Source organism: Collinsella sp. AM28-11LB (genome assembly GCF_003469895.1).
Taxonomy (GTDB): Bacteria; Actinomycetota; Coriobacteriia; order Coriobacteriales; family Coriobacteriaceae; genus Collinsella.
Genome location: NZ_QSKJ01000013.1, coordinates 1 through 23,826, shown reverse-complemented (window position 1 = coordinate 23,826; position 23,826 = coordinate 1). Strand labels below are relative to the sequence as shown.

Here is a 23,826-nt window from a genome sequence, read left to right as displayed (position 1 = left end):
CGGACGCACAAAACGGTGAACGGTTGTTTGTGGGGCATTCGGGACATCCGCCCCAGCAAGCTTTCAAAGAATCTTTGACAGCTCAAGACATAAAGAAACCCCGCGCGGCAATCTTGGCGGATCCGCACGGGGCATATGCCCTCCGGCAAAAGGGAAAGGCAGGACCATTATATGGCAACCAACGATACTTCAAGGTCAAAACTCGGCTCCAAGCGCGAGGTCGCGCCCGGCAAGTGGGTGATCCGCGTGCAGGCGGGCTTCCGCGCGGACGGCCACGTGCGCCGCGTGTCGCGCACCGTATACGGCACCGAGACCGAGGCCGACATCGCCATCGCCCAGCTCGCGCAGGAGCTGGGCGTGTCCCAGGCGGCGCACGCGGGCGTGACGCTCGATATGTACTACTGGGGAGTTTTCCGAGACTCCCCCAGCAACCGCGGCAAGCCGCGCTCCCGCGCGAGCCTACGCGAGTACGACGGGCAGATGGACAACTACATCTCCCCAGTCCTGGGGAGCATCGATATCTCCGAGATCACGCACGACATGATGCGAAGCTGCATCGAGCGCTCGGGCGCGCCGGCCAAGACCAAGACCACGCTGCGCGCCGTCATGCGCCGAGCCTTCGACGACGGCTGGGTGACGGTGGAGCCCTTCCGCCGCCGCGTCATCGCGCCCAAGGCGAAGCAGGCGCCCGTGGAGCCGTGGAGCATCCCCGAGGCGGCCGAGGCGCTGCGCAGGCTCGCAGCCAGCGACGACCGCGCCGACCTGGTCATGAACGCCTACCTGATATTGGGCCTGAGCGGGCTGCGCAAGGAGGAGGCGCTTGCCGTGCGCCCGTGCGACCTCAAGGTCACCACGACCTACGACTTCGCCACGGGTCAGCCGACGGTCTCTGAGTACATCGAGGTCTGCCGCGCGTACACGGACGAGGACGGCGTGAAGGAGACCAAGAACGCCCATTCCGTTCGCACCGTGCCGGTTTTATTGGCAGGCCGCGAGCGCCTGCACCAGATCATGGACGAGTTGCGCCCGTCCATAACCGTCGCGGGCGGCACTTCGGTTACGGAGCAGGTGCGCGAGTGGAGCGGGCAGCGCATCGTCAACATGCGCGGCGACAACCTCGTGCGAGCGTGGCGGCGTATGTGCACACGCCATGACCTGCGGTATATCCCGCCCAAGGCCCTGCGCCACACGTCCGAGACCATCATGGCGGCGACCGAGGTCGACCCGCTGAGCATCATGGACCTGCACGGGCATACGGACCTGGGGACAGATTACCGCCATTACATCAAACCGGGCCTCGCGGAGCGCGAGAAGGCCGCCAGGCAGGTCGGGCGCGCCCTGCAGATCGTCGAGGGAGGCGGCGCGGACGGCAGTTTTAATGGCACCGGTCGGGACGCCGAGACGCTCTAAGTTGCATTTTCTAGGTCCACTAGCTGTAAAATGCATAAAACGCCCCCTGCCGCGCATAAACGGCAGGGGGCGTAAAACGCGAACGGTAACGGACGGTTATGATTCGACTTCTCGGTAAACAAAAAAGGCCAACGCCGAAGCGCTGACCTGTGCGTTCTTTGGTGGGCCGTCAGGGGGTCGAACCCTGGACCTTGGGATTAAGAGTCCCCTGCTCTACCAACTGAGCTAACGACCCAAAGATAAAGTCCGTTGTGGCGGACTTTAGAGGAGATATCGTGTGGTGGGCCGTCAGGGGGTCGAACCCTGGACCTTGGGATTAAGAGTCCCCTGCTCTACCAACTGAGCTAACGACCCGATATCAACACGAAGCAAGAACTGGGGTGGGTAAAGGGACTCGAACCCTCGACCTACGGGACCACAACCCGTCGCTCTAGCCAACTGAGCTACACCCACCGTGTCCTGTGCGCTTCGCGCTCGACTATTATTGCAAGGAACGCCACGCGATGCAAGCCCCAATTTTCAAGAATTTTGAAAAGAGTTTTTCGAGACCATTTCAAGCAAATCCCACCGGTTTCATAGGAGTAAACTTGCCCCACCCTGAAGTTCGAAAGGACAAGCATGAAAGAACTCTCCAACCGCACGGCATCATTTACCGATTCCGTCATCCGTCGCATGACGCGCATCTCCAATAAGTACGGCGCCGTCAACCTGTCGCAGGGCTTCCCTGACTTCGATCCCCCGGCGCAGCTGCTCGATAGCCTCAGCACCATCGCCACCGACCCCAAGCCGCTTTACCACCAGTACTCCATCACCTGGGGCTCTCAGGCCATGCGCGAGGCGCTTGCCGCCAAGCAGGAGCACTTTATGGGCATGCCGATCAACCCCAACGAGAATATCGTAGTCACCTGCGGCTCCACCGAGGCCATGATGGCCGCCATGATGACGATCACGAACCCCGGCGACAAGGTCGTCATTTTCTCGCCGTTCTACGAGAACTACGGCGCTGACACCATTCTCTCGGGGGCTGAGCCCATCTATGTGCCGCTCAACCCGCCCACCTTTGACTTCGACCGTGAGGTCCTCGAGGCGGCCTTCCGCGACAACGATCCCAAAGCAATCGTCCTGTGCAACCCGTCCAACCCCTGCGGCAAGGTCTTTACCCGCGAGGAGCTCACCTTTATCGCCGAACTCTGCAAAAAGTACGACGCCTACTGCATCACCGACGAAGTCTACGAGCACATCGTCTACGCGCCCCACGAGCACGTGTACATGGCCACGCTGCCCGGCATGTTTGAGCGCACCATCAGCTGCAGCTCACTGTCTAAGACGTACTCCATCACCGGCTGGCGTCTGGGCTACACCATTGCCCCAACCCAGATCACCGAGCGCATCAAGAAGGTCCACGACTTCCTCACCGTGGGTGCCGCCGCTCCCCTGCAGGAAGCCGTCGTCACCGCCCTCAACTTCAATGACAGCTATTACGATGAGGTCCTTGACCTCTATACCGCCAAACGCGACCTGTTCTGCCAGGGACTCGACAGCATCGGTCTTGAGCATAATGTGCCGCAGGGCGCCTACTATGTGATGATGGATATCTCGGAGTTTGGCTATGACAGCGACCTTGACTTCTGCGAGGACCTCGCGTCTAAGGTGGGCGTGGGCGCTGTTCCCGGATCGAGCTTCTTCCGCGAGCCCGTCAAGCATCTGATTCGTTTCCACTTTGCCAAGCGTGACGAGACGCTTATCGCCGCACTCGAAAACCTCAAGTCACTTCGTGATAAAATCGAGCCACGCGGGTAAGGACGACCCAGTAACTAAAGGCACTAAAGAAACCTCGCGAACCCGTTGGGTCACGAGGTTTCTTTTTATAGCGACCTTATTTAGTTTTTAGAGCGCTATACTTTAGAGAAGGAGCAACTCGTCCCAGAAAGAGGAACATTATGGCAGAGCAGCAGCTTATCGGAGCGCTCGAGGCCGGTGGCACCAAGATGGTCTGCGCCACGGGTTATGCGGACGGTACGGTCCTAGAGCGCGAGCGGATCGCGACCACGACTCCACAGGAGACAGTCGAGGCCGTCAACGCGTGGTTTGCGAACAAGGGCATCGCCGCGTTGGGCATCGGCGCGTTTGGCCCCACCGCGGTCAACCCCGCTTCGCCGCAGTACGGCAAGATCCTAGAGACCCCAAAGACGGCATGGCGCTACTTTGACCTGCTGGGCAGCATCCAAAACGAGCTCAATATCCCCTGCGGCTACGATACCGACGTCAACGTCGCCTGCCTGGGCGAGGTCACTTTTGGTTGCGCTCAGGGCCTCACCGATGTGGTCTACCTGACCATCGGCACCGGCGTGGGCGCTGGCGTGCTCTCGGGCGGTAAGCTCGTGCACGGCATGATGCATCCCGAGGCCGGTCACATCCTGGTCACGCGCGACCCGCGCGACACCATTGGCGAGCACAGCGCCTGCCCCTTCCACGACAGCTGCCTCGAGGGCCTCATCGCCGGCCCCGGTGTCAAAAAGCGCTGGGACGGCAAAAGCGCCGGAGAGATGGCCGATGACCCGGAGGCCATGGACCTGCTCGCCGGCTATCTGGCGCAGGCACTCATGACCTACACGCTGTGCTATGCCCCACAGAAGATCATCGTCGGCGGCGGCGTGGCCGACCACACCCCCATCGTGCCGCTCGCGCGCAAGAAGTGCGCCGAGATGCTCAACGGCTACATCGTCACGCCCGAGATGGCCGACATCGATAACTACATCGTCAACAACAGCCTCGAGGGCAAACAGGGCATTATGGGCTGCCTAGCCCTGGGCGCACAGGCGCTTCAGTAGCAGACGCACCCACGGGGCGTGGCAAGCCCGGCAAATCCGACCTACGGAACGACGCCACCACGCCTCATATAAACCCTCAAACAAAAAAGGCCGCCTAGGACCAAACAATACGTCCTAGGCGGCCTTTTTGGCGCACATCAGCGACCGTAAGAGATATCGGAGCACAACGCCCGTTGCCGCTCCACAGCAGTCGATCATCACATCGGTGATCATGCCGGCGCGTCCCGGCACAAAGAGTTGAATCGTCTCGTCGATCGAGGGAATCAGCAGCAGGAACACCGCCGTGGGCAGCAGCACGTCAAAGGTGCGCCGGCCCTCAAAATCAAACGCATGCGTTGCCAGGATGCCGAGCACCATATACTCGGTAAAATGCGCGCACTTGCGAACAACAAAGTTGGTCACCCATACATATGGAAGTCCCACGCCGTGCAGGAAACCGCGGATAGCTTCCATGACCGTCAGGCTCAGCGAGCCCGACCCCGAGCCGGGAACCAGCGAATTGCCCCAGATCAAGAGTGCCATCAGGCAGGTCACGACCGCCCATTTTCGATTGATCTTAACCATACAGAAGTTATGCCTCCGCGCGGAGCGGCGCGAAGCTGGCGGTACCGCCCTCGATAACGCTCAGATAGGCACGGCCCGTACGCTTGGCAGTAGAGGACTGCAGGCGCTCGATCTCTTCTTCTAGGATCTGATTGACGCGCTCGTGACGACGATTTTCCATAATGCCGGCGGCAATAGCCTCGGCCCGCTCGATGCTCTCGCGCGAGATACGGGCGGTATCCTCGGGGAACACAGCGCTGTGACGGCCGACATAGGCGGGGGCAGCAAGCTGAGGGGCAGCGACGGGAGCGGGGGCCGCAACAGGAGCAGGCTCGTCGATCTCATCCAGAATCGCGGTGGCGGCGGCCCACATGTTCTCGTGGCCCGAGTAGTCGGCCATAGGGACATCAACCTCGAGCGAGGCGTCCGGAAGGTCGCCGGTGTCGATGCGATCTTGGGCATCAATCGATGCGGTGATGGCTGCAGGCTCATCGAGGTCATCGAGATCGATGCCCGCAGCACCGGAGATGATAGGCATGCTGGCGAGGTTTGCGTTGTACGGCGCAGCCTCAGCCGCGTGCTGCTGGGCAGGAGCGCCCCAAAGCGAGCTTTCGGCGGCACGGCGGGCGGCAACGGCCTCCTCATCCGCGGCCATGGCTTCATCAACGTACGAATTATCGGCAGAAGCGTTCACGTCCGCCGAGGTGGCGCTGCAGGCGTTATTTGCTGCGGCGTTGGCAACGAGTGCCACGAAAGCCGCCGTGCTGCCCGCAGGGGCGGCCTGGGAGCCAGACACGGCACGTGCCGCGGCGGCGATGTCATCGCGATTGAAGGAGCCAGTCTGCCCGCCATTGGTGAGCTCGTCGATGGCGACTTGATAGACGTCGCGCGAGCGTGCAGGGTCGCAGCTCACCGGCGAATCGTCGTCGAGTATACTGTCGATCATGGACCAAGCCTCCGCCTCGTCCATAGCATCTGCGGCTCGAGCGATGGTAGGGACACCATCATCGGCATGACGGCGCTGGAACGCACCGGTCAGGCCGGAAAGGAATGCCGAGGTAGACTGCTCCGACTGAGTCTGAGAAGCAGAAGCGGCAGCATAAGGAGTCGCATCCTGCTGCTGAGCTGGAATCGAGGCGGTCTTGAACTCGCTTTGATGCTGATTGAGATTGGCGGCACCGCCCATGGCATCGGGCTGGAACAGACGCTCTTCACGCTGCGCACGGTACTCGGAGATACCCAGCGAGGCGGCATAGATACCCACGCCCGCCACGGCGCCCACGGCAAAGGGAACCGCACCCGCCACGACCGTCTCGTTCACCGACGAAAACGGCAGCGTCGCGGCATACATAACCACGGGAGCGGCAAGGCCGATCCCGCACGAAAGTCCGGCAAGGACTGCTCGTTGTGTTGCATCAGAAGAAGCCATGAGCTCTCCCCATCTTCCAGCACCCAAATCGCATCATTCAGTTGGCTGCGCGAGAGAAGATGAAGCGGGGCTATGCCCCAAAGCAACGGTATATGGTTCGTTTCATCTGCGTTTTCCGTCGCGAAGCTTAAAAGCTATTATGCGAAACCGCCCTGTCGATTGCAAGCGACAATGTCGGATTGAAACGGGAAACCTGCTGCTTGCCTGTCTTATGGTCAAAAATAAGCGCGGAGCGGCGATATGGAAAAGGGCCGAGGCTCAAAGCCCCGACCCTTTACCGCATTGATGACTATCGCTGCGCGTGGATGACAACCTAGAACGTCTGCTCGTAGTCACTGTGCTTTTTGGCCGAACGCACCAGGAACTCCTGGTTGGTGTTGGTGCCCTTAAGACCCTTGATGAACGACGCGGCTGCGCGTTCGGTGTTGTTCATGCCGGCAAGAATGCGACGCAGACCAAAGACAAACGGACGCATCTGCTCGTCGACCAACAGGTCCTCGTTACGCGTACCGGAGGCAACGGGGTCAATAGCCGGGAAGATGCGGCGGTCGGCCAGGTCGCGGTCGAGCTTAAGCTCCATGTTGCCGGTGCCCTTGAACTCCTCAAAGATGACCTCGTCCATCTTGGAACCGGTGTCGATGAGGGCGGAGGCCAGGATGGTGAGCGAGCCACCGTTCTCGATATTACGGGCGGCACCCAGGAAGCGCTTGGGCGGATACAGTGCCGCCGAATCGACGCCGCCCGAAAGGATGCGGCCTGAGGCGGGCGCCGCCAAGTTGTAGGCGCGGGCAAGACGCGTGATGGAGTCGAGCACCACCACAACATCGCCGCCCAGCTCAACAATGCGCTTGGCACGCTCGATGACGAGCTCGGCCACGCGGGTGTGGTTGTCGGCGGGCATATCGAAGGTCGACGCCACAACCTCGCCCTTGATAGAACGCTGCATATCGGTGACCTCTTCGGGGCGCTCGTCGACGAGCAGGCAGATGAGGTGCACCTCGGGGTTGTTAATCGAGATAGACTGGCAGATCTTCTTGAGGATCGTGGTCTTGCCGGCCTTGGGCGGGGACACGATCAGGCCACGCTGACCCTTGCCGATCGGCGACACGATGTCGATGGCGCGACCGGTAATGGAGTCCTTGCCGTGCTCCATGCGCAGCGGCTCGTTGGGATAGACCGGGGTGAGGTCGCCGAACTTGGGACGGTTGCGAATCTGCTCGGGGTCCAGACCGTTGACGGTCGTGATCTTGGCGAGGCCGGCGCGCTTGTCGCCGCCGCGCGAAGGACGCAGCGAGCCCTCGATGACATCGCCCGTGCGCAGACGCGCGGAGCGGATGAGGTAGGCAGGCACGAAGGCGTCGTCGTTGGACTTCATGTAGCCATGGGCGTGGATGATGCCGGAGCTGTCCGGGCGAATCTGCAGAATGCCCTTGATGTCGCGGAAGCCTTCGGCCTTCGCAGCGGTGGTGTAGATTTCCTCGACGAGCTCGGCCTTCTTCTTGCCGGTCGTCTCGATCTCGAACTCCTTGGCCTTTTCGCGCAGCTCGGCGACCTTCATGGCCGCGAGTTCCTCGCGCGAAAGCGTGGGCTCGGTGGGAGCGGCATTACGCTCCTTGTTGCGCTGCTTGCGATCTCGCTGGCGGTTGCGGCGGTCGTTGTTGCGGTCATCCTTGCGCTCGTTGCGCTCGTCGTTGCGCTTGTGCTGGCGACGGTTGGGGCGAGCGCCGTCTTCGCCCTCGGCGGGCGCGGCGCCATCGGTTGCGGCGGTGTCAACATTGGCCGCGGCGGCGTCATTGGCCTCGGCGCCGGTATCGACCTGCGCTTCGACATCAGCCTGCTGCTCGGCGGCCTTGGCCCTAGCGGACTTCTTACGGCCGCGCTTGGGTTTCTCGGACGCAGGCTGTTCGACGTCCTGAGGCTCGGCGACATCAGTCGATGCATCGGCGGTCGTCTCGGCGGAATCCTCGGACGCGCCCTTCTTAGCGGCTTTAGCCTTGGACGTGCGCTTAGCAGCGGTGCGACGGCTGCGACCGGGACGGACGTCGGCGGGCTCGGCATCGGCGGGAGCGGCCTCGGAAGTCGTAGCATCCTGGACGGGCGCGTCGGCAGCGGTTGCAGACTCGGCGGTCGCCGCAGCATCCCGAGCGGCGGCGGCTGCGGCTGCGGCCTTCTCGGCCTCGACGAAGGCCTTGGGCTTGCGACCGCGACGGTGCGGGCGCAAAGCCGGATCGACAACGGGAACTTCGCTGGCCTCGACAGGCGCAGCAGGCTCAGCAGGCGATGTGCCCTCCCCTGCCGCGGAACGGACCGAAGCCTCAGTGAGCTCGGGGGTTACCTGTTCGGCAACCTGCTCGGCCTTAGCAGCCGTGCGACGGCGTGTGCGCGGTGCCGGCTTCTCGGTCGGCTGGTCGGAGGCAGGGGTCTCGGTGGCGGCAGGCGTCTCGGGCACAGACGGAGCTGCAAGCTCGGTCAGAGCCGCGGCCTCGCGCTCGGCAGCACGACGGCGGGCACGCACCACCTGAGCCTCGCTAATCTGCGCCAACGCACGTGCTTGCGCGACCTCATCGGAAATCGGCGCCGAGGAGTCAGTTGCAACGGTGCGCTTGACGCGCGTCGTGCGCGTGGTACGGCGCCTGGGATTGGTGACCTCCTCGCCGTCAGCGGCAGGCTTGGCCGTGCGGCGCGTGCGCTTGGGCTTTGCCGGAGCAGCCTCCTCACTAGTTGCAGACACGGCCTTCTCAGCCGCTGCAGGCGTAGGCGTCGAAGCAGCCTTGGGCGCCTCAGGAGCCGAGGCTTGCGCGGGCGCCGCGACCTGGCCCGACGCAACCGGTGCAGCGGGAGCGGCCTGCGTCGTCGTTATTTCGTTTTCTTGCTGTTGATCAGACACAGTGTTTGCTCAACTTTCTTTTCAAGCCCTGTGATCACATGCTCCCTGCATAAACCTTCAGGGCGGCTAAACAGTCTAGTTCCGTTCAAAACGACGGACATCATTGATCTGTATCGAGATGATTGCGTCAACTACGCAGCGTTAGTGTAACACAACCGCCGCCACCTGCAACTTAGTCATTGAGGACGTTCTTAAACGACTAGTCAAAAGGGGCACTCTTTACAAAGCCGCGGGCGGCGAAATCCAGCTCTCTTAAGTTGCGGTGAAAGAGCTCCTGAAAAATCCGGCAGCCGCCCCAAACAGGAACTATTCCACTGCAACTTATATGGAGAGGCCAGCCGAGCCCCCAAAGATCGTGGTGACCACGAGACACGGGAGCAGAATCGTCAGTCCCAGGATCGACTCGCTACGAATCACGCCTATCTACTACGTTTGGCCCGCGACCTCTGACCATTCCCTCGGTCTTCCTAAAATCGCAATCCCGCTACCTGCGGTTTTAATATCGCGCCTTTCGACATGGTTCGGGGTATGCGACTAAACGTAGTAGATAAGCCCGATTCGTGGCGGACGGTTTCGTACCGCTCTCCCCCGGGACATAAATGATCCGTTTTCCTCCGTCCCCAAGGGGTCATTTTCAAAACTATGGCGGATTACGGTGTAAGAACGGCGCAAGCCAACCATACCCTGCATTTTTAATATTCGGCAAGCCGTCTACCTGCGGTTTTATTTTCACTGCTGTCGCTATGGTCGCCAGGCAGCGATTCAGCCCCGTAAAGCGGTATAGTTGCTTTTTTGTAGCATTTTCCAACACGCCAAAAAGCCCCGCCAAACGCAAAAAGCCCGACCTCCGCATGGAGATCGGGCTTATAGGGCTCAGCAAAGCCGAACCTACACGGTCAAATGAACCGCAGATTACATCCGCTCGGGCGCGGAGACGCCAACGAGGGTGAGCACCAGGGCGAGCGTCACGCGAACGGCGTCGCAAGCGGCCAGACGGGCACGCGAAAGCTCGGGGTCGACGGGACGGCCCTCGCTCGGCAGCACCTGGCAAGCAGCGTAGAAGCTGTGGAAGTCGCCGGCGAGCTCCTCGGCAAAATGCGTCAGACGGAACGGGGCGCGATCACGAGCGCAGCTGGCAATCAGGTCGGTGAGCTCGTTGAGCTTACGCGAAAGGGCGAGCTCGGTCGGATCAGTCAGCAGCGAGTAATCGACGTTCTCACCGATGGCCTTGGCGGCGACGGCCTTCATGCCCATCTCGTCAGCCTGCTCGGGCGTAACGTCAGCGGCACGGCGCAGGATGGAGCACACGCGGGCGTGAGCATACTGCACGTAATAGACCGGGTTGGAGTTATCGCGCTTCTTAACGGCCTCGATGTCGAAGTCGACCATCTGATTGGAGCTCTTGGAGATGAGCGTGTAGCGAGCGGCATCGGAACCGACCTCATGGACGAGCTCCTGCAGGGTCACCATGGTACCCTTACGCTTGGACATACGGACGGGCTTGCCGTTGCGCAGCAGGTTGACGAGCTGGCCCAGCAGAACCTCGAACTTACCGGGGTAACCGAGAGCGTCGCAGACGCAGCGGACGCGCTCGATGTAACCGTGGTGGTCGGCGCCCCAGATGTCGATGACGTGATCGACGCGCTGGAACTTATCCCAGTGATAGGCGACGTCGGAGGCGAAGTAGGTGTACTCGCCGTCGGACTTGATCAGGACGCGGTCTTTGTCGTCGCCTAGATCGGTGGAACGGAACCACAGGGCGCCGTCCTTGGTGTAGAGGTAGCCCATCTTGTCGAGCTTCTCAAAAGCGCGGTCGACGGCAGAGGTGCCGGCGGTCTCGCCCTCGGTGTCCTTCACATACAGCGAGCGCTCGGAGTACCAACGATCGAAGTCGCAGTTGACGGCGTGGCAGAGGTCGCGCATGTTGTCGACCATCTTCACATAGCCGCGCTCACGGAAGCTCTCCATGCGCTCCTGCGGATCGGCGTCGACCCACTTGTCGCCGTCGGTACGCCAGAACTCGGCAGCCTCATCGATGATGTAGTCGCCGCCGTAGGAGTCCTTGCCCAGGGTCTCGGCAAAGTTGTCCTGATACGGATGGGTCTCGGGATGCTCGTCGTTCTCGTCGGCAACGAAGGCGTCACGGTCGGCGATCAGCAGCTTGTGAGCCTCGTCGATATCAACGCCCTGCTTGGCAATGATATCGGCAAGCTGCATATAGCGCGTGCTGATGGAGTTGCCGAAGGTGTTCATCTGAGAACCGTGGTCGTTGATGTAGAACTCTCGCTGGATGTCGTAACCGGCGTGGTCCATAACGCGGCAAAGGGAGTCGCCCAGAGCGGCCCAGCGGCCGTGGCCGATGTGCATGGGGCCGACAGGGTTGGCGGAGACGAACTCGACCTGGGTCTTCAGGCCGCCACCGACGTTAGACTTAGCGAAGTCCATGCCCTTCTCGCGGGCCTCGCCAAAAATGGCGTTCTTGACGGCAACGGAGAGGTAGAAGTTAATGAAGCCGGGGCCTGCGATCTCGACCTTCTCAATCGCGGGGTCCTCGGGCATATGGGCAACGATGGCCTCGGCAATCTTGCGCGGGGCGCAGTGAGCCAGCTTGGCGGACTTCAGGGCCATGGTGGAGGTCCACTCGCCATGAGAAGTGTCGGCCGGTCGCTCGATAGCGCAATCATCAAGTTCAAATGCGGAAAGGTCGCCGGCCTCCTGGGCCGCAGCAAGCGCAGCGCGTACCAGCTCTTCAATCTTCTCGGGCATAGATCCTCCTTGTGTTAAAGCCCCCGAGCTCTTGGTCACTCGTAGGGCAAAAGCCAGAGTTTGTAGCACTCTATCACAAGCGGTAGCTACTGTCGCAGGGTAAAGTTAATCGATATTGCATATGCACAAAAATGACTACAGCTCGCACAGGGCCACTCAAAGATGGCGGTTTGCCTGCTGATTGTGCACCTGCCGAAAATGCATAAACACGTGCATGAGCTGCTCGGAATATCGAATATTCTTACCTATCGGAATTGTGTGCTTTTCCTGCATAAAGCGATGGTTTGCGCACGTCAGCGTGGTATTCTAGACATACGAAAATTCGTATAAGCTGGAGGTAGCATGTTCTCAATCGGTCAACACGTCATTCATCCGGGCCAGGGAGTCTGCACCGTCGTCGGTTTTAGGGACGACACGCCGCAGCCCATGTTGCTGCTCGAGACCAAGCAGGGACATGCGCAGACGATCCTCATGTACCCCGTGGCGCAAGCCGACCGTCTGCATGCCGCCATCTCTCAGCAGGATGCCGAGCACCTGCTGAGCCACTACGACGAGCTGGAGTGCGACACTTTTACCGAGCGCAACAGCTCGCTTGAGGAGACGCACTTTAAGCAGCAGCTCAAGCTGGGCGCGCCCGAGACGGTCCGCGTGGCAAAAACCATGATGCACCGCATTCGCCAGGCCGAGGAAGCTGATAAAAAGCCCAGTTCCTACTACATGCGTGTGCTCAAGGAGGCCAAGCGCCGCTCTATAGAGGAGTTCGCCGTGGCCCTGGGCGTCACCGAAGAGGCCGCCGAAGCCCGCCTAGCCCAAGCCGCCCTCAACTAACCTGCCCACGCCAAAACCACCACAAAGGGGACAGGCACCTTTGTGGTGGTTTTCTTGTTCTAGTAGTATTCAATCTTATCGATACCCACGAGCACAAGGAGTCTGTTATGGCAGAGTCGCTTACCGCCGGAATCACCCGCGACCGCGCATTCGAACTGCTCAACGAGCACAACAAGGATCCGTTCCACATCACCCATGGCGAAACCGTCGAGGGCACCATGCGCTACTTTGCGCGCGAGTTCGACCCCGAGAACGAGGAGTTCTGGGGCATCGTCGGCCTGCTCCACGACCTGGATTGGGAGGAGCATGAGGACGACCCCATGAACCACACCATCTACGCTGCCGAGATCCTCGAAGGCGAAGGTGCCTCTCCTGAGCTCATCCGTGCCATTCAGTCGCACACGTCCGATTTCAACACTTCGCTGCCCAAGCCCGAGCTGCAGATGGAGAAGATCCTGTTTGCCTGCGACGAACTTACCGGCCTGATCGGAGCTGCCGTCATCATGCGACCGAGCAAGAGCGTCATGGACTTTACGACCAAGTCGCTCAAGAAGAAGTTCAAGGACAAGCGCTTTGCCGCCGGCTGCTCGCGCGACGTGATTTCGCAGGGCGCCGAGATGCTGGGCTGGGAACTCCCCGAGCTCTTTGACCGCACCATCGCGGCCATGCAGTCCTTCGCTCCCGATCGCGACACCTTCCAGGCCTAACACTAAAACCACCACAAAGGGGACAGGCACCTTTGTGGTGGTTTTTTGCATTGGAATGAGCTAACCTGCCTTGCGAATCGACCACTCCCCTACACCCGTCAGGCGCTGAATCTGACGGATCGAAAGGCCGGCGCTCCGCATCGCAGCCAAAATCTCATTTCGTTTGGCCTTATCGAGGGCTTTAACATCGGAAAGCTCACTCAGCCCAAACGAGCGAATCAGCGATATTCCCACATCTAAAGCTTCATCTTCATCGATGCGCCCACCCGCTGACGGACGAACAACCACGACATCGGATGCGTCCATAAAGGCCCGATAGTCGCAAGCGCGCGGAAACGCAAGGCGAACAAACGCCAAATCGACCGTCGCAATAGCTGGGTCGCGTTCAGCATAATCCAGATGGCTGCTCCATCGATACTCGCCATACGGACAAATACCGGCTTTTTGCGGATTGAAATGCACGTATCGAATAGCATCGAGAAGATGTTCCTCGCTCGAAATGGGAGTGCTCGAAAACCTATCCTGAAAAACGTGGCCGACATGCCCATGCCGGCGGTTATACCATGTTGCGTAGCAAGACATGACAAGGTGCATGGACTCACTTACGTTATCATCGGGATCGCTCGCGACAAGATGCACGTGATTGCCCATCAGGCACCAAGCAATAAGTTTGACGTTAAACCTCGATAACGACGACCGGACAAGCGACAACAGCCGCCTCCTGTCTGCATCATCCTCAAATAGAAGCTGTTTGCCGTTGCCCCTCATCGTAATGTGATATAGGCCAACCTGCGATTTCTGCCGAGGTTTTCTTGACATGGGCATCTCCTTGCTCTCATGTCAAAACATACCTCCGCGGCATATGCAAAACAGCGAGAATCTACTTACTGATAATGCCGTCCACCTGCCGAAATGTCACCTATTACATGACGAAAATATGCTTAGATACAATTGGCCGACGAACGAGCACGCAAGTAAATCAAAACCACCACAAAGGTGCCTGTCCCCTTCGTGGTGGTTTTTGCTTACGAGAGGTTTAGGGGCGGACCTGGCCGGTGCCGCGGAGCTTGTATTTGTAGGTGGTGAGGGCCTCGGCGGCAAAGGGGCCGCGGGCGTGGAGCTTTTGGGTCGAGATGCCGATCTCGGCGCCCAGTCCAAACTCGCCGCCGTCGGTGAAGCGCGTACTGGCATTGGCATACACGGCCGAGGCATCGATCTCATCCAAAAAGCGCTCGCAAGCGTCCGCGTCCTCGGCGATGATGGCCTCGGAATGCATGGTGCCGTAGCGGTTGATGTGCGCGATGGCCTCATCCTCGTCCGCCACGACCTTCACGCTCATCTCGAGCGCCAGATACTCGTGGCCCCAATCCTCCTCGGTCGCGGCCAGGTAGTCGTCGCCCTCGGCAAGACCGGCGTCGGCGCATGCGGCGCACGTGGCCTCGTCGCCGTGAATGAGCACGCTGTGGTCGTGCAGCACAGCCACAGCCGCGGGCAAAAACGTGTCTGCCATGGCGCGGTCGACCAGCAGCGACTCGGCGGCATTGCACACGCCCACGCGCTGCGTCTTAGCGTTGACGATAATGTTGAGCGCCTTATCAAAGTCGGCGGATTCATGCACGTAGATGTGACAGTTGCCCGTGCCCGTCTCGATCACCGGTACGAGCGACTCGCGCACACAACGCTGAATCAGGCCCGCACCGCCACGCGGAATGAGCACATCGACGATGCCGCGGAGCTTCATGAGCTCGCCGGTGGCCTCGCGGTCGGTAGACTCGATCATCGACACTGCCTCGCGCGGGAAACCCTGGGCCTCAAGCGCATCGGCCAGCAGCTCGGCAATCATGGCGCACGAGTGATACGCCAGCGAACCGCCGCGCAGGATGCAGGCGTTGCCGGTGCGGATGCAGATGCCCGCGGCGTCGGCCGTCACGTTGGGACGTGCCTCGTAGACCATGGCAACCAGACCCAGCGGCACAGTCACACGCGTAAGGTCCACACCACTTGCAAGCACGCGATGGTCGAGCACGCGGCCCACGGGATCGGGCAGCTCAGCGAGCTTCTCCAGGCCGGTGGCCATCCCGTCAACGCGCTCGGGCGTCAACAGCAGGCGGTCGAGCAGTCCGGCCGAGGTGCCCGCATCGCGCGCGGCAGACATATCGAGCTCGTTGGCGGCAATGATGCAATCGACACCGTCGCGCAGCGCCGCGGCCATGGCGCGCACGGCCTCCTGGCGCTGGGCATCGCTCGCCGTGGCAAGCGCGGCAGAAGCGGCCTTGGCCTCGACGGCAAGATCGTGGACATACGTGGCTATATCGACCGACATGGACGGCCCTTTCTCTTAGATGTTTGCCAACCATGGTAGCCGATTTATGCGCATCCTCGCCGACGGCGGTAGAATTGGTCAACCCGAAACACCGCAACGAATGGAAGCATTACATGGCGCTCATCACTTCGTACCACGTCCCCGGCCTGTATGTCGAGGACCACAGCATCGATGTCCCTCTCGACTGGCGCGGCCTTGAGCCAATGCTTTTGGCCGTCGGCAGCACCATGCGCCGCGGCGCCATGCCGGCGCCCATCGCCGGCGCGCCCGAGAGCATCAAGCTTTTCTACCGCGTGGCCTGCGCACCCGACCGCATCAACGACGATCTGCCGCTGCTCCTGTTTTTGCAGGGCGGCCCCGGCGGCGAGAGCCCGCGTCCGCTGTCGCCCACCAGCGACGGCTGGATCGAGGAGGCCGTCAAGCATTTCCGTGTCGTGCTGCCCGACCAGCGCGGCACCGGACGCAGCAGCTGTGTTGACGGACGCACGATCGCAGCCCTGGGCGAGCGCGCGGAGGCAACCGGCGCCGATGCGGCCCGCTCGCAGGCAGACTTTCTCAAGCGTCACCTCGCCAGCTCCATCGTGCGCGATTTTGAGTACCTGCGTCTGGTGGGCTTTGGCGGCAAGCCCTGGGTCACGATCGGCCAGAGCTACGGCGGATTTTTGACGCTGAGTTATTTGTCCCTCTTCCCGGAGGGCGTGACGGCAAGCTTTACCTGCGGCGGCATTCCGCACGTGCCGGCGAGCGCCAGCGAGGTCTACGCGCACACTTTCCCGCGCATGGCGGCCAAGACCCAGCAGTATTACGACCGCTACCCCGCCGATGTCGAGCGCGTGGCGGCGCTGGCCGATGCGATCGAGGTGCAAAAACCCGCACTGCCCGACGGTTCGCCGATGACGGTCGAGCGCCTGCAGCTCATGGGCAGCGACTTTGGCATGAAGCCGAGCTTTGAGCGCATGCACTGGATTATCGACCACGCGTTTGTTGATGGTGACGGCACGCTGAGCTGCGGCGCCTCGGTATCCGACAGCTTTTTGATGCGCGCTTTCGAGCGCACCAATACGCGCACGAACCCGCTGTACTGGACACTGCAGGAGTTCATCTACGCCGACGGCGACACCATGCCCATTCGCTGGGCCGCAGCAGAAGAGAAAGCCCATCGTGCCGAGTTCGACACCCTCGCACGCCCGCTCATGTTTACCGGCGAGGCCATGTTCCCGTGGATGTTTGAGCAGATGCCCGAACTTAAGCCCTTCAAGCCGGCGATGGACCTGCTGATGGAGGACACCAGCTGGGACAAGATCTACGACCCGCAGCGCCTGGCCTGTAACGAGGTACCGCTCCAGGCCGCGGTATACTTCGATGACATGTACGTGGACTCGGGCATGCAGCTCGACACGCTCAGCCGCGTGGGCAACTCGCACGCCTGGGTGACCAACGAGTTCGAGCACGACGGCCTGCACGGCAGCGTGGTATTCAAGCACCTCTTCGACGAAGCCCTCAACCGCGGAGACCTGCGCCGGATCTTCTAACAAAAGGAACGTCCCCAAGTGCCGGCACGAAAAAGACAGCCCTGCGGGAAACGATCCACAGCACTGTCTTTCTTTATGCAAATACGATCAAGTTATCCCTGTGTATCGCCGGCTTTTCGGCCAGGTCTGCGAGCAGGCGGTTGCTGACAATCTGATCCTGGCGGCGGCCGGCCGCAAGCTCCAGCACGTCCGAATCGGCCTCGGCGATACCGCGGGCGACGACCATGCCGCTCGGGTCGCACACGTCGAGCACATCGCCCTCGGCAAACGCGCCATCGACCTCGCGAATACCCACCGCAAGCAGGGAAGAGCCCCGGCTGACCAGCGCCTTCGCAGCACCATCATCGACCGTCACCGAGCCATGTGCCTTGTCGCCCAGTGCGATCCACAGCTTGCGGGGTGCGATGTCCAGACGCTCCGCCGGCGGATCGAACAGCGTGCCCACGCTCTCTCCGCGGGCGAGGCGCACGAGCGCATCGGGCTCCTCGCCCGAGCAAATCACGCTCTGAATGCCCGCCGTCATCAGGATGCGGCTCGCGCGAATCTTGGTAATCATGCCGCCCGTACCCACCGAGGTCGAAGAATCGCCCGCCGAGGCAATAATCTTGGCATCGATCTTATGCACGACCGGGACAAACTCGGCCGTGGGGTCCTCATGCGGATTGGCAGTATAAAGACCATCGATGTCCGAGAGCGTCACGCACAGATCGGCAGAAACCAGGCAGCTCACAAGCGCCGCCAGCGTGTCGTTGTCGCCAAACTTGATCTCGTCGACGGTGACGGTATCGTTCTCGTTGACAACCGGCACCACGCCCAGCTCCACCAGGCGCAGCAGGGCGTCGCGCGCGTGCAGGTAGGACGTGCGGCGCGCCGTGTCGTGGCGCGTGAGCAGCACGAGCGAGGTGAGCAGGTCGCGCGCATGGAACTCCTCGTCGTAGGCCGACGAGATGATGCACTGACCAGCCGAGGCGCAGGCCTGCAGGCTCGGCAGGTCGCCGACCGGCTTGCGGTCGAAGCCCAACACGGGATAGCCACAGGCGATAGCGCCCGAGCTCACCACGACCAGACGCCAGCCGAGCTTGCGCAGCGCTGCGGCCTGATCGGCAAGTCCACCGATAAAGGCACGGTTGACCTTTCCGTCGGCCCCCACCACCGTGGACGAACCGATCTTTACCACCATCGTTTTATAAGAAGTCGTCATACGTTAAACCAATCGAATGTTCAGCGAACGGACGAACCAGCAAGCGGGAAAATAGTCCGTTTTCCTCCGTCCCCTTCGAATCATTTTGCCCAGGGAAAGGCAGAAGCCGCGGCCATGTTCTTGCGCACGAGCTCGTCGCGCACCCGGGCCAGGCCCTGCTCCATGCCCACCACATAGGTCTGCGGGTACAGGAAGCGCTTGAAAGCGGCGTCCAAATGGTCAAGCGCCCAAGCACAGCGCTCGCGCGCGTCCTGGATGCTCTCACGCGGAGCCACCGCGCTGCCGTCGCGCACGATCGGCACCAGCAGCTCGCGATACTCAAGTTCGGACACGTCGGTCACCAGGGCGGCATCATTCACGGCCACGAGGGTATTGCCGCGCGCGGCGCCCTCCCCCGCCAGATGGTCCTCGTCGTAGATCATGTCGCAGACCGGGCCGCCAAAGCCGTCGTAATAACGGCGCACGCGCTGCACACCCGGGATCGTGCGCTTGTAGGGCTGCTCGGAGAGCTTGACCACCGGCGTCCACGGGTCGGCCTCGCTCGCACGACGGGCGGAAAGCTTGTACACGCCGCCCAGCGCCGGCTGGTCGTAGCAGGTCGCGAGCTTGGTGCCCACGCCAAAGCTATCGATGGGCGCGCCCTGGTCGAGCAGCGACTGAATCGTGTACTCATCCAGATCGTTAGAAACCGAGATCCCCACATAGGGCAGGCCCTCGGCATCGAAACGACCGCGGACATACTTGGAGAGCTTGGCGAGGTCGCCCGAGTCAATGCGAATAGCCGACAGGCGCTCGCCCGCCGCCTCCATCTCCTTGGCAACCGTAATGGCATGCTCGCAGCCCTCGCGCACATCGTAGGTGTCGATGAGCAGCGTGCAGTTCTTGGGGCTCGACTTGGCAAAGGCGCGGAAGGCCTCGAGCTCGGAATCGAAGCTCATCACCCAGCTGTGCGCATGCGTGCCAAAGACGGGAATACCGTAGCGGCGGCCGGCGAGCACATTGGACGTAGAGGAGCAGCCGGCGACGTAGCTCGCGCGCGCAACGGCCAGGCCGCCATCGGGACCCTGGGCTCGGCGCAGGCCAAACTCGGCCACGGGACGGCCGTCCGCCGCCAGCACCACTCGCGCCGTCTTGGTGGCGACAAGTGTCTGGAACCCGACGATGTTGAGCAGCGCCGTCTCAAGCAGCTGGCACTCGAGCGCAGGACCGGTGACGCGCACCATGGGCTCGCGCGGAAACACGAGCTCGCCCTCGGGCACGGCGTCGATATTCACGTGCGCACGGAAGTTGCGCAGGTAGTCAAGGAATGCAGGCTTAAACATCGCGCCGCCGGCCGGAGCCTGGAGCGAAGCGAGGTACTCAATGTCCTCGGGCGTAAAGCGCAGGTTCTCGACCAGCTCGGGCAGCTCGGCGGTGCCACACATGATGGCATACGCGCTGCCAAAGGGATGGTCGCGGTAAAACGCCGTAAAACAACCCAGCTCATTGGCCTTGCCGCTCTCCCACAGGCCCTGGGCCATAGTGAGTTCGTACAGATCGGTGAGCATTGCGATGTCGGTGGGATGCGAGATGTCGGTCAAAGCCATGGGGCGACCTTTCGGATGCGTTGTGCAGAGGTTGAAGGTTGGGCGAGGCGGGCGTGCGGACATGGAGCCCGGCGCGAACAGGTTAGTGCAGGCCCATGCTGCCCGTGATCGTGTAGCCCATAAAGACGATAAACGCGATGAGGGCGAGTGCGATGATGATTTTTTGGGCCGGAGCCATACCGGGGATCTCATTCTCGCCCGTAGGCTCCTTGGAGGTGACCATGCGCTGGGCAAAGGTCATCTCGTCACGGCTCGGTTTGGGCTCGACGGGCTTGGGGTGAGTGGCTTTTTTAGGCTGAGGTTTGGGTGCGGCGGGCGCGGGCTTCGCGGCGGCGGGCTTGGGTGCGGGCGCGGGCTTGGGCGCGGGCGCAGGCTCGGATGCAACCTTCGCAGCGGCCTCCTCGGCCTTCTCGCGCTCGGCACGCAGGGCGGCCAGCTCCTCACGCTCACGGCGTGCCTCTTCCTGGGCCTCGCGACGAGCCTTCTCGGCGCGGAGCTCTTCCAACTCGGCGCGCTCCTCGGCAGACAGTGGTTGGGACTCAAGCTCGGCCATGGTGCAGCCCTTTCTTTCAAAAAAAGCCGCCGACACAATGTCGACGGCTTATCAAATCCAATGGTGGAGACGAAGGGAGTCGAACCCTCGGCCTCTGCCATGCGACGGCAGCGCTCTCCCAACTGAGCTACGTCCCCAGGACAAGTCGATATTTTACCTACGGCTCGCCAACTGTCAACGCCCAATAACCAGTCTTTTTGGGGCGCGGCTATTTTGACAACTTTTCGAACAGGCGATCCTCTCGATGATTTTTTAATCCCCGTCCCAGAAAAATCATCGGCGAACGTGCTACTTTGCGCTGGTAAGGACGCCGGTGGTGTCGAAGGCCGGGGTGAAGCTCTCGTCTACAGCGCCGCCCTCTTGCCAGAACATCGTCGTAAAGCCCAAGTCATCGGCATGGTCGAGCACCTGCTCGTACTCCTCGCGCGTCACGGCACGCGCCAGATCGCCGCCCTGCTCGCGCATGAGGGCATTGGGCGTGTACTGGTTCATGACCGAGATCGGCACGTCGCCCACCGTCTGCCACACTAGGTCCAGAACGCGGCACGAATCGTCCGCATGCCCCGGCAGCACCAGGTGGCGCACGATGATGCCGCGCTTCATGAGCCCGTCCTCGTCCACCAGCTCTCCCCCGCGGCGCTCGATCTCGCACGCCATCTGTGCCAGGCCCGACGCGGCCACGCGCGGATAGTCCTTGATATGAGAAAGCGACTGCGCAAGCCCGGCATCGGCATATTTAAAGTCGGTGAGCCACACATCGACCAGGTCGCCCAGCGCCGCCACGGCACTCGCGCGCTCGTAACCACTCGTGTTGTAGACGATTGGGATGACCAGCCCGCGCGTCCGTGCCGCGGCAATCGCGGCAGGCAACAGGTGCGCATAGTGCGTCGCCGTCACCAAATTGATGTTGTTGGCACCCTGGTCCTGCAGTTCCAGCATAATCTCGACCAGGCGCTCAGGCGAGATCTCAAGGCCAAAATTGCCGGTCGAGATCTCGTGGTTCTGGCAGTAGACGCATTTGAGCGAGCAGCCACTAAAGAAAATCGTGCCCGAGCCGGCCTCGCCCGAGATAGGCGGCTCCTCCCACATATGAAGTGCGGCGCGGGCCACCTTAAGCGTGTCGTTAGCACCGCATACGCCGCGCGCGCCCTCATCGCGCGCCGCACCGCAACGGCGCGGACACAAATGGCAGGCGGGCGAAAAAAGTTCGGTCAACGACGTCGGCATAAAAACATGCTCCAAAACAACGATTCAGCAGCTCAAACGTAAAGGGCTAGGCCGCACAGACGGCTCGAGCCTAAAAGCGCCGTAATCGTCCGACACGATTTTTGTAATGTCAAGACTGGAATCGACAAAGTGCCGCTTTATGATGTAGATATTCCGCCCCCCGCGGAGCAACTGGGTGAACCGTCGCGTTTATTTAGGGAGCCCACACAGTCGTACCTAGTACAGGTATCCTTCGTTGTTAAGGACGCTGGAACAGTCGATGAGGGCACCCACCTGTTTTAGGTGGGTTCATTTTCGTAACGTGGGGGGTGGTTTTCTTTTGCCGATTTTTCTGAATACCGCCACTGCAGGCCCCACATGGACGCTCAGTGGCATCCAGCAGAATCCCCACCAACATCCCAATATCTGGTAAGCGCGTGATAATCGCACGGTGCAAACCTCCGCACCCCCTCGGTCGAGTATCATGGGTCAGCTACGCCTTTTTGCGCAGCAACCTTTGACCTTTTCCTTCGACGCTTGGCGGTTTTTAGATTCATGGCTTTATCCCCGAGCTACATACCGTATCTATGCGTGGCAGCGGCGGCCTTTATCACGACCTTCCTCACGGTGCCCCTGGTCAAGCGCTTGGCAATTAAGCTCGACGCCGTCGACTATCCTTCTAAGCGCCGCATCAACACCAAGCCCATCCCGCGTTTGGGCGGAACGGCGGTGTTTTTGGGCCTGGTCGTTGCCTGCATTGTGCAAATCCTAGGCACCTGGCACCTAGGCTGGCCGCCCGTCCTGGTGCCACACCCACGCCTTCACATTAGCTATCCCATGCTGGCGCTCTCCTTTACCGTCATCTTCGCGACCGGCGCTATCGACGACGTCTATCAGCTCAAGCCCAAACAAAAACTGGCCGGTCAGGTACTCGCCGCGCTCATCGCCTGTATCGGCGGCTTGCGGATCGTCGTCATCGTCAACCCGTTTGCCCCCGGCGAAATCATGCTCGGATGGCTCGCCTACCCCATCACCGTGATCTATCTGGTGGCATTCACCAACATCATTAACCTCATCGACGGCCTCGACGGCTTGGCCACGGGCATCTGCGGCATCGCATCGTTCACCATGTTTTCGATGGCCGTTCTCTCGGGGCGCATCGACGCCGCAGCGCTCTCCATTGCGCTCTTTGGCGCCTGCCTGGCCTTTTTGCGCTACAACTTCAACCCCGCAAGCATCTTCTTGGGCGACTCGGGGTCGCTGCTTCTGGGCTTTGCGCTGGGCTCCATCTCGCTGCTCAACGTGAGCCGCACCGCCGCGCTCACCTCGCTTATCATCCCGCTCATCGTTGCCGGCGTGCCCATCATCGACACGTTTAGCGCCATCGTGCGCCGCAAGCGCGCCCACATTAGCATCGGGCAGGCCGACAAGGGCCACATCCACCATCGCCTGATTCAGGAGGGCTACAACCAAAAGCAGGCCGTACTGCTCATCTATGCCTGGTGCATCATGCTTTCGGCCGGCGCCGCCGCCATTAATCAGGTCGAGGTCCCCATGCGCGTGCTCATCTTTACCGTGCTCGCCATTGGCTCGGCAGCCTTCGCCAAGCACCTGCACCTGTTTGAGCCCGTGCTGCGCCACCATTACAACAAGCGCACGCACGAGGACGAGCTGGTAACCCCCGACGACCCCGCCTTTAAGCAGGAGGAGCAGGCGGCGGAAGAGCGTAAGGAAGAGCGGCACCACAGGCGCTAGGGTTTGCTGGCGAGGATGGGCTAGGCGTTGGCAGCCGTTCGCGCGGACGGCGTGACGGACATGAAAGCCGGCTCCCGACAGTCCCTCACCCACTCACGCCCACCCCTCAATAAACACGCTATCATCAAGACCTGCGAACGAACGTTAGGAGCAATCATGCCAAACGAGAACAGCTACGAAGTCGCGCTGCAAAAGAGCAACGCCATTCGCGAGGGCCTGGCCAAGACGCCCGAGAAGTTCACCATGCTCACCGGCGACCGCCCCACCGG

General features: G+C 61.3%; 17 protein-coding genes and 4 tRNA genes. 7 read left to right on the top strand and 14 right to left on the bottom strand.

What is annotated here, in order from left to right; translation table 11 throughout:
* The first annotated feature begins 171 nt into the window (after positions 1 to 171).
* A complete protein-coding gene (locus DW732_RS08895; RefSeq protein ID WP_158567390.1) occupies positions 172 to 1,410 on the top strand; it encodes a tyrosine-type recombinase/integrase in 1,239 nt (412 codons plus the stop codon).
* Between the two features lie 159 nt (positions 1,411 to 1,569).
* On the opposite strand, the gene DW732_RS08890 is transcribed toward DW732_RS08895, so the two are convergent.
* The 3 genes from DW732_RS08890 to DW732_RS08880 form a co-directional block, all read right to left on the bottom strand.
* Positions 1,570 to 1,645 (bottom strand) — tRNA-Lys (locus DW732_RS08890).
* A 43-nt stretch (positions 1,646 to 1,688) separates the two neighbouring features.
* Positions 1,689 to 1,764, bottom strand: a tRNA-Lys gene (locus tag DW732_RS08885).
* Positions 1,765 to 1,786: 22 nt separating this feature from the next.
* Positions 1,787 to 1,863: transfer RNA gene (locus tag DW732_RS08880), tRNA-His, on the bottom strand.
* A gap of 165 nt (positions 1,864 to 2,028) precedes the next feature.
* Between DW732_RS08880 and DW732_RS08875 the strand changes: the two genes are divergently transcribed.
* Positions 2,029 to 3,210: a pyridoxal phosphate-dependent aminotransferase gene (locus DW732_RS08875; RefSeq protein ID WP_118099328.1), complete on the top strand. Its 1,182-nt coding sequence runs from the start codon at positions 2,029 to 2,031 to the stop codon at positions 3,208 to 3,210.
* Positions 3,211 to 3,350: 140 nt separating this feature from the next.
* Positions 3,351 to 4,241, top strand: coding sequence for an ROK family protein (locus tag DW732_RS08870; RefSeq protein WP_118099327.1), 891 nt, complete (start codon positions 3,351 to 3,353; stop codon positions 4,239 to 4,241).
* 114 nt (positions 4,242 to 4,355) lie between these two features.
* Here the strand turns inward: DW732_RS08870 and DW732_RS08865 are convergent, their stop codons facing one another.
* The 4 genes from DW732_RS08865 to argS form a co-directional block, all read right to left on the bottom strand.
* Positions 4,356 to 4,805 carry a VanZ family protein gene (locus DW732_RS08865; protein WP_118099326.1) on the bottom strand — a complete coding sequence of 150 codons (450 nt, stop codon included), beginning with the start codon at positions 4,803 to 4,805 and terminating at the stop codon, positions 4,356 to 4,358.
* 7 nt (positions 4,806 to 4,812) lie between these two features.
* Positions 4,813 to 6,213: a hypothetical protein gene (locus DW732_RS08860; protein ID WP_118099325.1), complete on the bottom strand. Its 1,401-nt coding sequence runs from the start codon at positions 6,211 to 6,213 to the stop codon at positions 4,813 to 4,815.
* Between the two features lie 313 nt (positions 6,214 to 6,526).
* Positions 6,527 to 9,100 carry a transcription termination factor Rho gene (rho, locus tag DW732_RS08855; protein ID WP_233539423.1) on the bottom strand — a complete coding sequence of 858 codons (2,574 nt, stop codon included), beginning with the start codon at positions 9,098 to 9,100 and terminating at the stop codon, positions 6,527 to 6,529.
* 912 nt (positions 9,101 to 10,012) lie between these two features.
* Complete coding sequence (argS, locus tag DW732_RS08850; protein WP_118099324.1) at positions 10,013 to 11,866, bottom strand: arginine--tRNA ligase; 1,854 nt, start codon at positions 11,864 to 11,866, stop codon at positions 10,013 to 10,015.
* A 342-nt stretch (positions 11,867 to 12,208) separates the two neighbouring features.
* On the opposite strand from argS, the gene DW732_RS08845 reads away from it, so the two are divergent.
* Positions 12,209 to 12,694 (top strand): CarD family transcriptional regulator, encoded by a 486-nt coding sequence (locus DW732_RS08845; protein WP_006235480.1) that lies wholly within the window; start codon positions 12,209 to 12,211, stop codon positions 12,692 to 12,694.
* Between the two features lie 107 nt (positions 12,695 to 12,801).
* Positions 12,802 to 13,401: an HD domain-containing protein gene (locus DW732_RS08840; protein WP_117743969.1), complete on the top strand. Its 600-nt coding sequence runs from the start codon at positions 12,802 to 12,804 to the stop codon at positions 13,399 to 13,401.
* A gap of 60 nt (positions 13,402 to 13,461) precedes the next feature.
* On the opposite strand, the gene DW732_RS08835 is transcribed toward DW732_RS08840, so the two are convergent.
* Positions 13,462 to 14,220, bottom strand: a complete 759-nt coding sequence (locus tag DW732_RS08835; protein WP_158567389.1) for a transposase — start codon at positions 14,218 to 14,220, stop codon at positions 13,462 to 13,464.
* A gap of 217 nt (positions 14,221 to 14,437) precedes the next feature.
* Positions 14,438 to 15,724, bottom strand: coding sequence for a glutamate-5-semialdehyde dehydrogenase (locus DW732_RS08830; RefSeq protein WP_118099322.1), 1,287 nt, complete (start codon positions 15,722 to 15,724; stop codon positions 14,438 to 14,440).
* Positions 15,725 to 15,837: 113 nt separating this feature from the next.
* Between DW732_RS08830 and DW732_RS08825 the strand changes: the two genes are divergently transcribed.
* Positions 15,838 to 17,256 (top strand): alpha/beta fold hydrolase, encoded by a 1,419-nt coding sequence (locus DW732_RS08825; protein WP_118099321.1) that lies wholly within the window; start codon positions 15,838 to 15,840, stop codon positions 17,254 to 17,256.
* A gap of 73 nt (positions 17,257 to 17,329) precedes the next feature.
* On the opposite strand, the gene proB is transcribed toward DW732_RS08825, so the two are convergent.
* The 5 genes from proB to DW732_RS08800 form a co-directional block, all read right to left on the bottom strand.
* A complete protein-coding gene (gene proB, locus DW732_RS08820) occupies positions 17,330 to 18,457 on the bottom strand; it encodes a glutamate 5-kinase (RefSeq protein ID WP_117743972.1) in 1,128 nt (375 codons plus the stop codon).
* An 80-nt stretch (positions 18,458 to 18,537) separates the two neighbouring features.
* Positions 18,538 to 20,043: a nicotinate phosphoribosyltransferase gene (locus tag DW732_RS08815; RefSeq protein ID WP_117743973.1), complete on the bottom strand. Its 1,506-nt coding sequence runs from the start codon at positions 20,041 to 20,043 to the stop codon at positions 18,538 to 18,540.
* An 82-nt stretch (positions 20,044 to 20,125) separates the two neighbouring features.
* Positions 20,126 to 20,596: a hypothetical protein gene (locus tag DW732_RS08810; protein WP_117743974.1), complete on the bottom strand. Its 471-nt coding sequence runs from the start codon at positions 20,594 to 20,596 to the stop codon at positions 20,126 to 20,128.
* 61 nt (positions 20,597 to 20,657) lie between these two features.
* Positions 20,658 to 20,733, bottom strand: a tRNA-Ala gene (locus DW732_RS08805).
* A gap of 151 nt (positions 20,734 to 20,884) precedes the next feature.
* Positions 20,885 to 21,823 (bottom strand): radical SAM protein, encoded by a 939-nt coding sequence (locus tag DW732_RS08800; protein WP_118099320.1) that lies wholly within the window; start codon positions 21,821 to 21,823, stop codon positions 20,885 to 20,887.
* Positions 21,824 to 22,357: 534 nt separating this feature from the next.
* Between DW732_RS08800 and DW732_RS08795 the strand changes: the two genes are divergently transcribed.
* On the top strand, positions 22,358 to 23,557 hold the full coding sequence (locus tag DW732_RS08795) for an MraY family glycosyltransferase (RefSeq protein ID WP_117743957.1): 1,200 nt from the start codon (positions 22,358 to 22,360) through the stop codon (positions 23,555 to 23,557).
* The last annotated feature ends 269 nt before the right edge of the window (positions 23,558 to 23,826 follow it).

Excerpts from the sequence above, each read along its gene's own strand:
- DW732_RS08895 (WP_158567390.1), top strand. The coding sequence starts at position 172 with ATGGCAACCAACGATACTTCAAGGTCAAAACTCGGCTCCAAGCGCGAG.
- DW732_RS08875 (WP_118099328.1), top strand. The coding sequence starts at position 2,029 with ATGAAAGAACTCTCCAACCGCACGGCATCATTTACCGATTCCGTCATC.
- DW732_RS08870 (WP_118099327.1), top strand. The coding sequence starts at position 3,351 with ATGGCAGAGCAGCAGCTTATCGGAGCGCTCGAGGCCGGTGGCACCAAG.
- DW732_RS08865 (WP_118099326.1), bottom strand. The coding sequence starts at position 4,805 with ATGGTTAAGATCAATCGAAAATGGGCGGTCGTGACCTGCCTGATGGCA.
- DW732_RS08860 (WP_118099325.1), bottom strand. The coding sequence starts at position 6,213 with ATGGCTTCTTCTGATGCAACACAACGAGCAGTCCTTGCCGGACTTTCG.
- argS (WP_118099324.1), bottom strand. The coding sequence starts at position 11,866 with ATGCCCGAGAAGATTGAAGAGCTGGTACGCGCTGCGCTTGCTGCGGCC.
- DW732_RS08845 (WP_006235480.1), top strand. The coding sequence starts at position 12,209 with ATGTTCTCAATCGGTCAACACGTCATTCATCCGGGCCAGGGAGTCTGC.
- DW732_RS08840 (WP_117743969.1), top strand. The coding sequence starts at position 12,802 with ATGGCAGAGTCGCTTACCGCCGGAATCACCCGCGACCGCGCATTCGAA.
- DW732_RS08835 (WP_158567389.1), bottom strand. The coding sequence starts at position 14,220 with ATGTCAAGAAAACCTCGGCAGAAATCGCAGGTTGGCCTATATCACATT.
- DW732_RS08830 (WP_118099322.1), bottom strand. The coding sequence starts at position 15,724 with ATGTCGGTCGATATAGCCACGTATGTCCACGATCTTGCCGTCGAGGCC.
- DW732_RS08825 (WP_118099321.1), top strand. The coding sequence starts at position 15,838 with ATGGCGCTCATCACTTCGTACCACGTCCCCGGCCTGTATGTCGAGGAC.
- proB (WP_117743972.1), bottom strand. The coding sequence starts at position 18,457 with ATGACGACTTCTTATAAAACGATGGTGGTAAAGATCGGTTCGTCCACG.
- DW732_RS08815 (WP_117743973.1), bottom strand. The coding sequence starts at position 20,043 with ATGGCTTTGACCGACATCTCGCATCCCACCGACATCGCAATGCTCACC.
- DW732_RS08810 (WP_117743974.1), bottom strand. The coding sequence starts at position 20,596 with ATGGCCGAGCTTGAGTCCCAACCACTGTCTGCCGAGGAGCGCGCCGAG.
- DW732_RS08800 (WP_118099320.1), bottom strand. The coding sequence starts at position 21,823 with ATGCCGACGTCGTTGACCGAACTTTTTTCGCCCGCCTGCCATTTGTGT.
- DW732_RS08795 (WP_117743957.1), top strand. The coding sequence starts at position 22,358 with ATGGCTTTATCCCCGAGCTACATACCGTATCTATGCGTGGCAGCGGCG.